Annotated in this window: 12 protein-coding genes; 1 reads left to right on the plus strand and 11 read right to left on the minus strand. The window is 69.3% G+C overall.

What is annotated here, in order from left to right; all coding sequences use genetic code 11:
* Nucleotides 1-2: 2 nt before the first annotated feature.
* The 5 genes from ACGF4C_RS33765 to ACGF4C_RS33785 form a co-directional block, all read right to left on the minus strand.
* The gene (locus tag ACGF4C_RS33765) at nt 3-1,067 is read right to left on the minus strand and encodes a helix-turn-helix transcriptional regulator (protein WP_393571564.1); all 1,065 of its coding nucleotides are present in this window, start codon (nt 1,065-1,067) and stop codon (nt 3-5) included.
* 154 nt (nt 1,068-1,221) lie between these two features.
* Nucleotides 1,222-1,596, minus strand: a complete 375-nt coding sequence (locus ACGF4C_RS33770) for an FKBP-type peptidyl-prolyl cis-trans isomerase (RefSeq protein ID WP_261952443.1) — start codon at nt 1,594-1,596, stop codon at nt 1,222-1,224.
* A gap of 69 nt (nt 1,597-1,665) precedes the next feature.
* On the minus strand, nt 1,666-2,691 hold the full coding sequence (locus tag ACGF4C_RS33775; protein ID WP_393571566.1) for an FKBP-type peptidyl-prolyl cis-trans isomerase: 1,026 nt from the start codon (nt 2,689-2,691) through the stop codon (nt 1,666-1,668).
* A gap of 135 nt (nt 2,692-2,826) precedes the next feature.
* Nucleotides 2,827-4,188, minus strand: coding sequence for a Pup--protein ligase (gene pafA / locus ACGF4C_RS33780; protein WP_030414300.1), 1,362 nt, complete (start codon nt 4,186-4,188; stop codon nt 2,827-2,829).
* A gap of 9 nt (nt 4,189-4,197) precedes the next feature.
* Nucleotides 4,198-5,457: an MFS transporter gene (locus ACGF4C_RS33785; protein WP_393571569.1), complete on the minus strand. Its 1,260-nt coding sequence runs from the start codon at nt 5,455-5,457 to the stop codon at nt 4,198-4,200.
* Nucleotides 5,458-5,583: 126 nt separating this feature from the next.
* On the opposite strand from ACGF4C_RS33785, the gene ACGF4C_RS33790 reads away from it, so the two are divergent.
* A complete protein-coding gene (locus tag ACGF4C_RS33790; RefSeq protein ID WP_393571571.1) occupies nt 5,584-6,660 on the plus strand; it encodes a LacI family DNA-binding transcriptional regulator in 1,077 nt (358 codons plus the stop codon).
* A gap of 43 nt (nt 6,661-6,703) precedes the next feature.
* Here the strand turns inward: ACGF4C_RS33790 and prcA are convergent, their stop codons facing one another.
* From prcA to arc, 6 genes are all read right to left on the minus strand, one after another.
* Nucleotides 6,704-7,576 (minus strand): proteasome subunit alpha, encoded by an 873-nt coding sequence (gene prcA, locus ACGF4C_RS33795; RefSeq protein WP_393571573.1) that lies wholly within the window; start codon nt 7,574-7,576, stop codon nt 6,704-6,706.
* Between the two features lie 63 nt (nt 7,577-7,639).
* Entirely contained in the window at nt 7,640-8,485 is an 846-nt protein-coding gene (prcB, locus tag ACGF4C_RS33800; protein ID WP_030414304.1) for a proteasome subunit beta, read from the minus strand.
* A complete protein-coding gene (locus ACGF4C_RS33805; RefSeq protein ID WP_393571608.1) occupies nt 8,437-8,706 on the minus strand; it encodes an endonuclease domain-containing protein in 270 nt (89 codons plus the stop codon). The genes prcB and ACGF4C_RS33805 overlap by 49 nt, the downstream gene beginning before the upstream one ends.
* A gap of 47 nt (nt 8,707-8,753) precedes the next feature.
* Nucleotides 8,754-8,972, minus strand: coding sequence for a ubiquitin-like protein Pup (locus ACGF4C_RS33810; RefSeq protein WP_030414306.1), 219 nt, complete (start codon nt 8,970-8,972; stop codon nt 8,754-8,756).
* A gap of 189 nt (nt 8,973-9,161) precedes the next feature.
* Nucleotides 9,162-10,673, minus strand: a complete 1,512-nt coding sequence (gene dop / locus ACGF4C_RS33815) for a depupylase/deamidase Dop (protein ID WP_078866244.1) — start codon at nt 10,671-10,673, stop codon at nt 9,162-9,164.
* A gap of 274 nt (nt 10,674-10,947) precedes the next feature.
* Nucleotides 10,948-12,714, minus strand: coding sequence for a proteasome ATPase (gene arc / locus ACGF4C_RS33820; protein ID WP_030801834.1), 1,767 nt, complete (start codon nt 12,712-12,714; stop codon nt 10,948-10,950).
* Nucleotides 12,715-12,914 lie beyond the last annotated feature (200 nt).

Raw genomic sequence — 12,914 nt, forward strand, 5'->3', positions numbered from 1 at the left:
TCTCAGCCCTTGGCCACGGCGCGCAGCCGGTCGATGACGTCGGCGCGCAGTTCCGCGGGTTCCAGTACGACCACGTCGGGCCCGAACTCCACCAGCCAGGCGTCGAGTCCGTGGCCGTTGGGGATCTCCAGCTCGTCCCAGCCGTCGCCCAGGTCCCGGACGGTCAGCGCGCGGGACCGCAGCGGATAGCCGTGCTCGGCACGGAGCCTGATCCGGGCGGTGCCGGTGGCGGTCTCCCCCGCCCAGCTCTCGACGGTCTCGCGGACGGTGACGTGGTCGGGCACCGGCGCGGTGAACTTCCCTTGCCGGGAACGGACCTTGCCGGTGATCCGGGAGAGCCGGAAGACCCGCTCGGCCTGGCGCTCGCGGTCCCAGCCGGCGACGTACCAGTGGCCGCGCCAGCACTCCAGGATCCACGGTTCGACCTGGCGCTGCTCGGGGCGGGCGGCGTTGGACTTGCGGTAGTCGAAGACGACCGGGCGGCGGTCGCGGCAGGCCAGCATCAGCGGTTCGAAGGCGGCTTCGTGGGCGGGGATCCGGGGTTCGAGCGCGCTGTGCGGCTGCCCGGCGTCGTAGTCCTCGCCGTCCCCGGCCAGCGGCATCCCGGCCGCCCGCAGCTTCTGCAGCGCGCCGCTGGCCGCGCCGGCCAGCCGGGCCTGCTGCCAGACCTTGGCGGCCAGCCCGAGGGCGGCGGCCTCCTCGGCGTCCAGGGTGATCGGGGGCAGCCGGTTGCTGTCGCGGCGGGCGAGGTAGCCGATCTCGCCGTCGATGCCCTCGACGGTCTCGATGACCAGGCCCAGCTCGCGCAGGTCGTCCTTGTCCCGCTCGAACATGCGGTTGAAGGCTTCGTCGCCGCCCGGAGTCCCGTGGCCGGCCCCGTGGGCCGCAGCGCGTCCCGGCCCGAAGGCCGCAGCGTGTCCCGGCCCGAAGGCCGCAGCATGTCCCGGCCCGAAGGCCTCGATGTATGCCTCGATGGACGAGCGGAGCTCGCGCTTGGTCAGCGGGCGTCGCGTCCCCAGCAGGCACAGCGCCAGATTCATCAGCCGCTCGGCCTTGGCAATGGCCATCGACGCCCTTTCTCGTTGTTCTCCCGATCGTTGACCGTACCGCTCGGGGTGCGGAAGGTAAAAGCCGAGGGCCCACGGCCGAGGGCCCGTGCCACAAGGTGGCACGGGCCCTCGGGCGCGTCGGCGGCCGTCCCGGTCGGGAGCGGCGGCGGCGTCAGACGGAGACCAGGTCGCAGACGAAGATCAGGGTCTCGTTGGGGGCGATCCGGCCGCCCCCGGCGCCGTGCGCGCCGTACGCCAGGTGCGGCGGGATGGTCAGCCGGCGGCGGCCGCCGACCTTCATGCCCTGGACGCCCTGGTCCCAGCCGGCGATGACCTGGCCGGCGCCCAGCTGGAACTGCAGCGGCTTGCCGCGGTTCCAGCTGGCGTCGAACTCCTCGCCGGTGCTGAAGGACACGCCGACGTAGTGGACGGAGACCGTGTCCCCGGCCTTGGCGACCGGCCCGTCACCCTCCGTCAGGTCCACGATTTCGAGCTCGGTGGGAGCCGGGCCCTCAGGAAAGTCGATCTCGGGCTTGTCGATGCTCACTGATGTGCTCCTACTTGCGAATCTTTACGATTACCGGGCCAGTCTCGCAGATCTTGACGTCGTCGCTGGTCAGACGGTGCCGACGATGTCGACCGAGAAGACCAGGGTGTTCTTGGCCAGCTCGTGCTGCGGGCTCGCGCCGTACCCCAGCTTCGGCGGAATGACGATCTCCACCCGGTCCCCGACGTGCTTGCCGACCAGCGCCTTGTCCCAGCCCTGGACGACCTGCCCGGTACCGATCTGGAACGCGGTCGCACCCCCGTGGTCCCAGGAGGAGTCGAACTTCTTGCCGTCCTCCCACTTCACACCGGTGTACTGCGCGATCAGCCCGTCGCCGGCCTTCACCTCGGGACCCTTGCCCTTGATCAGCACCTGCTGCTCCAGGCCCTTGGGCGCCTTCTCCCCCTTGGGGATGGTGATCTTCGCGGCCTTCTCGTCCGCCGCGGTCACCTCCGGCATCCCGCTCTCGGCGTCGGCCTGCTTGCCCTCGGCCTTCGCCTTCTTGTCGACCTTCTTCGCGCCGACCACATCGACGACCCAGACCAGGCCGTCCCCCGGCTTGATCCCGGACTGCGGATTCAGGCCCGCGCCGATCAGCGCCTTGGCGGTGCCCTCGACCTCGAACCGGCTGCCGACCTTCTGCCCGGCGACCGCCGACATCACCTTCGGCGGCAGCATCTGCTGCGTCATCTGGTCGGTGACCTCGCTGACGACCTGGGTGCGCGGCGCGCCCTTCTCGGCGCCGGGCTGCGGCGCCCAGCTGCTGCCCAGGTTCTGGCCCTTCATGGTCTGCGCCGCGAAGTCCAGGCGGACCAGGTCACCCTTCTTGACGGTCGCGCCCTTGCCCGGGATGAGGGTCTTGGTGACGGCCGTGTCGGACGGCTTGGCGCCCTTCGGCACCGTGATCTTGGGCTGCGCCCCCGGCTTGCCCGTGACCTTCACGACGGCTTCGCCCGACGAGCCCTTGCCGTCGTCGGACCCGCAGGCGGCGGTGATCAGCAGGAGGGGCACGGCCAGCGCGGCGAGGGCGGCGCGACGGGCGTGCTTCGGGAACGAGCGGTGGTGCGGGGGCCGTGCCCCGGAGAGATTCAGCATCAGTCCAACTCGGGCTCGTGGGGTGGTGGGCAATGCCCGCCACTCTACGACCTGTGCCCGTGGACCCTTCCCGGCACAACACAGCAATGTGCCGGGAGCGCTCGGCTCCCGGCACATCTCCGCATTCCCCGCGGGTCACATCCCGGCGATCAGCTTCTCCACCCGGTCGTCCACCGAACGGAACGGGTCCTTGCACAGGACCGTACGCTGCGCCTGGTCATTGAGCTTGAGGTGCACCCAGTCGACGGTGAAATCCCGGCGCTGTTCCTGCGCCCGGCGGATGAAGTCACCGCGCAGCCGGGCCCGAGTCGTCTGCGGGGGCACCGACTTGCCCTCGAAGATCTTCAAGTCATTGCAGATACGCGCCGCTTGGCCCTTCCGCTCCAGGAGGTAGTAAAGCCCCCGGCGGCGGTGGATGTCGTGATACGCGAGGTCTATCTGCGCGACTCGTGGGTGCGACATCGTGATGTTGTTCTTCGTGCGGTACCGCTCGATCAGCTGATGTTTCATCACCCAGTCGATCTCGGTCGAGATGCGGTCCAGTTCCTGGTCCCGGATCGCCTCCAGGGTGCGGCCCCACAGTTCCAGTACGCGCTCCACGAGACCGGTGCGGATTCCGCGGCGGTCGCAGAAATCCACCGCCTTTTCGTAGTACTCCTGCTGGACCTCGAGCGCCGAGGCCTCCCGCCCGCTGGCCAGCCGCACCTTGCGCTGACCGGTGGTGTCGTGGCTGACCTCGCGGATCGCGCGGATCGGATTCTCCAGCGTCAGATCGCGCATGACCGTGCCGGCCTCGATCATCCGCAGGACGAGATCCGTGGCGCCCACCTTGAGCATCATCGTCGTCTCGGACATGTTCGAGTCGCCGACGATGACGTGCAGCCGGCGATAGCGCTCGGCGTCCGCGTGGGGTTCGTCACGGGTGTTGATGATCGGGCGGGAGCGGGTGGTCGCCGAGGAGACGCCCTCCCAGATGTGCTCCGCGCGCTGGCTGACGCAGTAGACGGCGCCCCGCGGCGTCTGCAGGACCTTGCCCGCGCCGCAGAGCAGCTGGCGGGTGACCAGGAACGGAATGAGGATGTCCGCGAGCCGGGAGAACTCGCCGTGGCGGGCGACGAGGTAATTCTCGTGGCAGCCGTAGGAGTTTCCCGCCGAATCGGTGTTGTTCTTGAACAGATAGACGTCGCCCGCGATTCCCTCCTCATGCAGGCGGCGCTCGGCGTCGACGAGCAGGCCCTCGAGAATGCGCTCACCGGCCTTGTCGTGCGTGACCAGCTCGGTCACGTTGTCGCACTCGGGAGTTGCGTATTCCGGGTGCGAGCCCACGTCCAAGTACAGGCGGGCGCCGTTCCGCAGGAAGACATTGCTGCTGCGGCCCCATGACACGACACGGCGGAAGAGGTACCGCGCCACTTCGTCAGGCGACAGTCGGCGCTGTCCCCTGAACGTGCACGTGACGCCGTACTCGTTCTCCAGCCCGAAAATGCGGCGGTCCATGACTGAACATTACGCCTGACGGCCTGCTCTGAAACCGGGTTCGACGGCCCCGTTTCGATCATTTTCCGCCGGGGCCGCACCCGCCGTACGCCGCCCGGGCTCCCCGAGAAATCGCTTCGTCGACAAAAGGACGAGCAGTGCGGCGAGCCCGCCCGCCCCCGCCACCGCGAAGCCGGCCTGTGCTCCGCCGCCCTCCACGGCCGGGCCCGCCACCGACATGCCCACCGCCGACCCCACCCCGAAGGTCGTCACCAGCCACGAAAACGCCTCGGTGACCGTCCCCTTGGGCGCATGCCGGTCCACCACCACGAACGCACACGCCAGCGCCGGCGCAAGGAACACCCCGGCGACACCGGTCAGCGCGGTCATCCCGGCCACGCCCGGGACCAGCACCAGCGGCAGATACCCCAGCGCCAGCAGCCCGATCAGCAGCCGCAGCCGGTTCTCCGGGCGCCCCGGCCAGTCCCGGGCACCGTAGACCAGCCCGCCGGCCAGCGCCCCGGCACCCAGCGCGGAGAGCAGCCAGCTGGAGACCGCCCCGCCGCCGTGCTCGTCCGCGTACGCCACCGCCGCGACCGCGATCGATCCCAGCGCCAGGCCCACGAAGAAGAACGCCCCGATCAGCACCAGCATCCCGGCCGACCGCAGGGCGCCCAGCCAGTGCGCCTCGCGGGGCGCACTGCGCCACTGCCGGGACGGCGGCGAGACGACGACCGATAGCGCGCCGAGCACCCCCACCGCGTTGATGACCAGCAGTGCCGCCCCCGCCGACCACGCCGCCACGCACAGCGTCACCAGCAACGGACCCACCGCGAACATGACTTCCTGCGCCACCGCGTCCAGTGCGTAGGCGGCGTGCACCCGGTCCGGGCGCTTGAGCACGCCCGGCCACAGCGCCCGCAGCCCGCCCTCCAGAGGCGGCGTGAAGAAACCGGCGACCACCATGGCGGCGTAGGCGAGCCACAGCACGTCCAGGCCGACGGCCGCCAGCAGCGCCATGCCGAGGGCGGAGAGCACCGACGCGGGCAGCATCACCCGCGGCTGCCCGTAGAGGTCCACGGCCCGGCCGAGCAGCGGCTGGCCGATCGCGTTGCACACGCCGTAGACCGCCGAGAGCGCGCCGGCCAGGGCGTAGCTGCCGCCCTCGGCCCGTGCGAACAGCACCACCGCCAGCGCGGCGGTGGCGTTCGGCAGCCGGCCGACCAGCGTTCCGGCCAGCAGCCGGGCCGCATGCCGGGTTCTCAGCAGCTCCGCATACCCAGCAGCCATCCCCGCCCCTTTTCTGTCCGGTCCGGCCCGGACGGCAGTGTTACGTATAACGTCCTCCGTCATACGTACCATGGCGGCGACCCGCGGTCCACCCCGCAGCGGCCCGAGCGAGGAGCGAGACACCCCGTGACCAGCCACAAGGCCACGCCCCCCGGCCACCGCCCGGCCGCCGCCCGCGCCACCAGCCGCGATGTGGCCCGGGCCGCCGGCGTCTCCCAGGCCGCCGTCTCGCTCGTCCTCGGTGACAAATGGCGCGGCCGGGTCTCCCCCGGGAAGGCCGAGGCGGTCCGGGCGGCCGCCCGCGAGCTGGGCTACCGCCCCAACCTCGCCGCCCGCAGCCTCCGCATGGGCCGCACCCGCACCGTGCTCCTCGTCGTCCCCGCCCTCACCACGGAATTCTTCGCCCGGGTCTACACCGGAGCCGCCCGGATCGCCGCCGACCACGGCTTCGGCGTCGTCCTCTACCCCTCCCCCGAGGGCATCGGCCCCGCCCGGGACCCCTTCGACTCCGCGGCCGCCACCCTCGACGGAGTGATCGCCTCCTCCATGGCCGCCGAGGCCCTCACCGCCCTGCGCGCCGCCGACCTCCCCCTCGTCATGCTCGACAGCGACCCCGACGACGCGCGCGCGAGCGCCACCGTCAACCTCGACATCGCCTCCGGCGCACGGCAGTTGACCGGCCATCTGACCGCGCTCGGGCACCGCCGCATCACCCACCTCGCCGCCGACGTCCGCTCCTGGACCTTCGAGGTACGCGCCCGGGCCGTCACCGAGGCCCTCGACGCCGTCCCTGGTGCACTGCTGCGCCGGCAGCCCGCCGCCCTCGGCGTCGACGCCGGTCTGCAGGCCGCACACATCGCGCTGACCGGCCCCGGCCCCCGCCCCACCGCCCTGCTCTGCGACGACGACATCATCGCCGCCGGCGCCTGCAAGGCCGTACGCCGCCTCGGCCTGCGCGTCCCCGAGGACGTCTCGGTGACCGGCTTCGACGACCTCGCCCTCGCCCTCGCGGTGGAACCCGAGCTGACCACCGTGCGGCTGCCCGCGGAGGAGTTCGGCGAGGCCGGGATGCGCGCCCTGATGGCCGTGCTCGACGGCCGCCCCGCGCAGGAACCCACCCTGCCGGTCGAACTGGTCACCCGCGGCTCCACCGCCCCGCCGCCGGCCGGGCCGGACAACGCGGCGCGCCCCGGCGGGCAGTGACCCACCGGGGCGCGCACACCGGGCACCGGCCCGGAAACCGTCCTTACAGCAGCGGTTCGCCGTCCGGACCGTCCTTGCCCTTGACGTCCTTGACGTCCTTGTCCTTGTCGTCCTTGACGTCCTTGTCCTTGGCGCCACCGCCCTTGGCGCCCTTGCCGCCGGTGCCCTCCGCACCGGCGTCCGCGTCCGCCGCCGGCTCCTCGGCGCCCGCCGGTCCGCTCTCCTCCAGGAGACGGGACAACTGGCGGCCCAGGATCCGCTTGAACTTGCGCTGCTGCGGCCGCGTACGGTCCAGCGTCGCCACTTCGAGCTGCTCCGCGGTCAGCCGGCGCTCGCCGCCGTTGTTGTCCCGCGACAGGGACTCCACGGCCAGCTTCAGCGCCTCGGACAGCGTCATGCCGTCGCGGTGCCGCTGGTCCAGATAGCTGCTGATCTGGTCCGCATTGCCGCCGACCGCCACCGAGCCGTGCTCGTCGACGATCGAGCCGTCGTGCGGCAGCCGGTAGATCTGGTCCTCCTCGGGGGCACTGCCCACCTCGGCGACGATCAGCTCCACCTCGTACGGCTTCTCGGCGGCGCTGGAGAAGATCGTGCCGAGCGTCTGGGCGTAGACATTGGCCAGACCGCGCGCGGTCACGTCCTCGCGGTCGTAGGTGTAACCCCGCAGATCGGCATAGCGGACACCGCCGATCCGCAGATTCTCGAACTCGTTGTATTTCCCGACCGCCGCAAAGGCGATCCGGTCATAGATCTCGCTGACCTTGTGCAGCGCGCGGGAGGGATTCTCGGCGACGAAAACCACGCCGTCGGTGTATTGCAGCACCACGACGCTACGGCCGCGCGCAATGCCCTTGCGGGCGTATTCGGCGCGGTCGGCCATGGCCTGCTGGGGTGAGACATAGAACGGCGTCGACACCGGCTATCCGTCCCTTCCTGTCAAAAGCTCTCTCAGTGGCGGCATTGCGGAACGTCCGTCCCGTCAGAGCAGCGCGGCCCGCGGGCCGTCGGGCTGGTCGAGGCGGCGCTCGTGGATGGCACGGGCGATGTCCGCGACCTCCTCGTCCGACAGCCTCCGGAAGCCCTCGTCGGTGATCACCGTGACGATCGGGTAGATCCGCCGCGCCATGTCGGGCCCGCCGGTCGCCGAGTCGTCGTCCGCCGCGTCGTACAGGGCCTGGACGACCGCGGTGGCGGCCTGACCCTCCGTGAAGTCCTCCTGGAAGAGCTTCTTCAGCGCGCTGCGCGCGAAGACCGAGCCGGAGCCGGTCGCGGCGAAGCCCTGCTCCTCGGAGCGACCGCCGGTGACGTCGTACGAGAAGATCCGGCCCTTCTCGCGGTCGAGGTCGTAACCGGCGAAGAGCGGCACCACGGCCAGCCCCTGCATCGCCATTCCGAGATTGCTGCGGATCATCGTCGACAGGCGGTTCGCCTTGCCCTCCAGGGAGAGTTGGGCGCCTTCGACCTTTTCGAAGTGCTCCAGCTCCAGCTGGAACAGCTTGACCATTTCGACGGCGAGACCGGCGGTGCCGGCGATTCCGACCGCACTGTATTCGTCGGCCGGGAAAACCTTCTCGATATCACGCTGCGCAATGACATTGCCCATCGTCGCCCGACGGTCGCCGGCCAGCACCACTCCCCCGGGGAACGTCGCGGCCACGATCGTCGTGCCGTGCGGCGCCTCGATGGCGCCCTGCACCGGCGGCAACGGGCGGTTGCCCGGCAGCAGATCGGGTGCGTGCGCACCGAGAAAGTCCATGAACGACGAGGATCCAGGCGTCAGGAAGGCAGCTGGTAGACGCCCGGTGCTTCGAGTATTGGCTTCCACACGTTTCCTTCCGGATATGCGATGGCCCTGCGGAGTGCGCCCGGGTCATCCCTCAACTTGCCGAGTGCCGAGTTGCAGTTGATGCACGGTACGTCCCGGACCTTACCCGGCCCGTGGGCGTGATCCACATGCTGATCGTCCTGCGCGGGCCGGGACCGGGGCGAAGCGTGCGCGCGGTCCGGCCCGGCCGCACCGCGCGCAGCGCTTCGCACGCTGTTCATCCGTCGCTCGCCCACCCCGCCACCTTCGATGCGAAGGCTAAGGTGGTCTACTCTCCGCCCTTTTGCACGAAGGAACGCACGAAGTCCTCAGCATTCTCTTCGAGGACGTCGTCGATCTCGTCCAGGACGGAGTCCACGTCGTCGCTCAGCTTCTCCTGCCGTTCCTTGAGGTCCTCGGAGACCTGCGCGTCCTGCGCCTGCTCCTCGACCTCCTCGGTGGAACGGGTGGCCTTCGCCTGTCCGCCGCCGCTGTCCTTGGTCGCCATATCCCTCACCCCGCTCGGTTTGCCCCGCTCGATGTGACCTTCAAGATCCGACCCTACAAGCAGGGTCCGACATCGGCCCTGCTGTTGCTGCAACGCCCGGGGGTCACCTCGATGATTCCCGTACCGCGACGATTTCAGCCGCGAATCGGCGGGCGATCGCCGCGGATTCTGTCGTGCACCTGCCGCTCCTCAGCGGCCGGACAGCGTCCTCACCAGCTCCTCAGCGGTCCGGCAGCGGTCGAGCAGCTCCTTGACGTGCTTACGGGTACCGCGCAGCGGCTCCAGGGTGGGGACCCGCTGCAGGGAGTCGCGGCCGGGCAGGTCGAAGATGACCGAATCCCACGAGGCGGCCGCGACGTCGTCGGCGTACTGGTCCAGGCAGCGGCCCCGGAAATAGGCCCTGGTGTCCTCCGGCGGCTTCTGCTGGGCCCGGCGGACCTCGGCCTCGTCCAGGAGCCGCTTCATCTTGCCGCGGGCCGCCAGACGGTTGTACAGGCCCTTCTCGGGCCGCACGTCGGCGTACTGCAGGTCGATGAGGTGCAGCCGGGCGGCGTCCCAGTCCAGGCCGTCGCGGCGGCGGTAGCCCTCCATGAGCTCCCGCTTGGCCACCCAGTCCAGCTCGCCCGAGAGGCTCATCGGGTCGTTCTCCAGCCGGCCCAGCACGTCCTCCCACCTGGTCAGGACGTCCTTGGTCTGCTCGTCCGCATCCGCTCCGTAACGGTCCTCCACGTATTTGCGGGCCAGCTCGAAGTACTCCATCTGGAGCTGGACGGCGGTGAGCGTACGGCCGCTGCGGAGGGTGATCAGGCGCTGCAGGGTGGGGTCGTGCGAGACCTGGTGGAGGGTGCGGACGGGCTGGTCGACGGCCAGGTCGACGGCGATGAAGCCGTCCTCGATCATGGACAGGACCAGGGAGGTCGTGCCCAGCTTGAGGTACGTCGAGATCTCGGAGAGGTTCGCGTCACCGATGATCACGTGCAGCCGGCGGTATTTCTCGGCGTCGGCGTGCGGCTCGTCGCGGGTGTTGATGATGGGCCGCTTGAGGGTCGTCTCCAGGCCGACCTCCACCTCGAAGTAGTCGGCACGCTGGCTGAGCTGGAAGCCGTGCTCGTGGCCGTCCTGGCCGATGCCGACCCGTCCGGCGCCGGTGACGACCTGGCGGGAGACGAAGAACGGGGTCAGGTGGCGCACGATGTCCGAGAACGGGGTCTCCCGTTTCATCAGGTAGTTCTCGTGCGTGCCGTAGGAGGCGCCCTTGTTGTCGGTGTTGTTCTTGTAGAGGTGGATCGGCTGGGCGCCGGGTACCTGGGCGGCCCGCTCGGCGGCCTCGGCCATGATCCGTTCGCCGGCCTTGTCCCACAGGACGGCGTCGCGGGGGTTGGTGACCTCGGGGGCACTGTATTCGGGGTGTGCATGGTCGACGTAGAGCCTGGCACCGTTCGTGAGGATCACATTGGCCAGGCCGATGTCCTCGTCCGTGAGCTGGCTGGCGTCGGCGTTCTCGCGTGCGAGGTCGAAGCCGCGGGCGTCCCGCAGCGGGTTCTCCTCCTCGAAATCCCAGCGGGCACGGCGTGCCCGGTGCATCGCGGCCGCGTAGGCGTTGACGACCTGGGATGAGGTGAGCATGGCATTGGCGTTCGGGTGGCCGGGGACGGAGATCCCGTACTCCGTCTCGATTCCCATTACTCGCCGTACGGTCATGCGGCCCTCCTTGCCCGGCGGCGCCCCCGGATGGGGTCGGCGCTCAAGTACCGCTGCGCTTCCGTTCCGCGTGCGTGCCCCACGCCCGCACAGCGTGACGCAGCGGTACCGAAGAGCCTAGAACGCCTTTGCGGCGCTGGGGAGATCATTACAGTCATTGCTCCAGTCCGGTTTTCCCTGGTCCATCGCTCTGGAATGGGGCGGCTGCGGCGTCCCCGGAAATGCGTCCGGCTGCGGACGCCCCGTGCAGGACATCCGCAGCCGGCGAGCGGTGTTACAGGTATTGGCCGGTATTCGCCACCGTGTCGATGGAGCGACCGGTGTCGGCGCCTTGTTTTCCGGTGACCAGAGTGCGGATGTATACGATCCGCTCGCCCTTCTTTCCGGAGATCCGGGCCCAGTCGTCCGGGTTCGTGGTGTTGGGCAGGTCCTCATTCTCCTTGAACTCGTCCACACAAGCCTGGAGGAGGTGGGAGACCCGCAGACCCTTCTGATTGTGTTCGAGGAAGGCCTTGATGGCCATCTTCTTGGCGCGTCCTACGATATTTTCGATCATCGCACCGGAGTTGAAGTCCTTGAAGTAGAGGACTTCCTTGTCACCATTGGCGTAGGTGACCTCCAGGAAGCGGTTTTCCTCGGATTCCGCGTACATCTGCTCGACGACCGACTGGATCATCCCGCTGACCGCCGCCCTGCGCGAGTCGCCGTGCTCGGCGAGGTCGTCGGAGTGCAGCGGGAGGTTTTCCGTGAGGTACTTCGAGAAGATGTCCTTGGCGGCCTCCGCGTCCGGGCGCTCGATCTTGATTTTCACATCGAGACGGCCGGGCCGCAGAATTGCCGGGTCGATCATGTCCTCGCGGTTGGAGGCACCGATCACGATCACGTTCTCCAGGCCCTCGACGCCGTCGATCTCCGAGAGCAGCTGGGGGACGATGGTGTTCTCCACGTCCGAGCTGACGCCGGAGCCGCGGGTGCGGAAGAGCGAGTCCATCTCGTCGAAGAAGACGATGACGGGCGTGCCCTCGCTCGCCTTTTCCCTGGCGCGCTGGAAGACCAGCCGGATGTGCCGCTCCGTCTCACCGACGTACTTGTTGAGCAGCTCGGGGCCCTTGATGTTGAGGAAGAAGCTCTTCCCCGCGGGCTGCCCGGTCACCTCGGCGACCTTCTTGGCAAGGGAGTTGGCGACCGCCTTGGCGATGAGCGTCTTGCCGCAGCCGGGCGGGCCGTAGAGCAACACGCCCTTGGGCGGGCGGAGTTCGTGCTCCTTGAAGAGGTCGGGGTAGAGGTACGGAAGCTCGACCGCGTCCCGGATCTGCTCGATCTGGCCGCCCAGACCGCCGATCTTGGTGTAGTCGATGTCCGGGACCTCTTCGAGGACGAGTTCCTCGACCTCGCTCTTCGGGATGACTTCGTAGACGTAGCCGGAGCGCGGTTCGAGAAGCAGGGCGTCGCCGGGGCGGATGGTGGTGTCCAGCAGCGGCTCGGCGAGCCTCACCACCCGCTCCTCGTCGGTGTGCCCGATGACCAGGGCGCGCACGCCGTCCTCAAGGATTTCCTTGAGGGTGACGATGTCGCCGGCGCTCTCGAACTCCATGGCCTCGACCACATTGAGCGCTTCGTTGAGCATGACCTCCTGGCCGCGCCTGAGGTCCTCGGTCTCCACGCTCGGGCTGACATTGACCCGGAGTTTTCTGCCTCCGGTGAAAATGTCGACCGTGCCGTCCTCGTTCGCCTGCAGGAAGACACCGAAGCCGGCCGGCGGCTGTGCGAGCCGGTCGACCTCTTCCTTGAGGGCGACGATCTGGTCACGGGCCTCGCGGAGCGTATTGGCGAGACGCTCGTTCTGCGCCGAGACGCCGGCCAGGTTGGTCTGCAGCTCGACGATCCGCTCTTCGAGAATCCTCGTGTGACGCGGAGAGTCGGCGAGCTTGCGTCGCAGGACGGCGATCTCCTGCTCGAGATAGGCAACCTGGCCGGCGGGATCTTCAGACCCCCGCCCCGGCCGGATGCCGCGGTTGATGTCGTCGTCGTGGGCTGCCACGGTCCTCACCTCCTCCAAGGAGCTGGACGCTTCCTGACCCTACCTGGGCCGGTGCAGGTTGAAACCCCTAGATCGAAAAGACTGTCGGGGTGTGTCCGATCTTCACCCTTGCGCACGTCCTCCCGCCAAGGGAATACCCACCCATCAACATCGGAAAGCGAGCGGTTGTATCGTCGAGTCGGTCAACACCCGTCAGGGCT

This window comes from Streptomyces sp. NPDC048197, from assembly GCF_043202395.1.
GTDB lineage: Bacteria > Actinomycetota > Actinomycetes > Streptomycetales > Streptomycetaceae > Streptomyces > Streptomyces siderophoricus.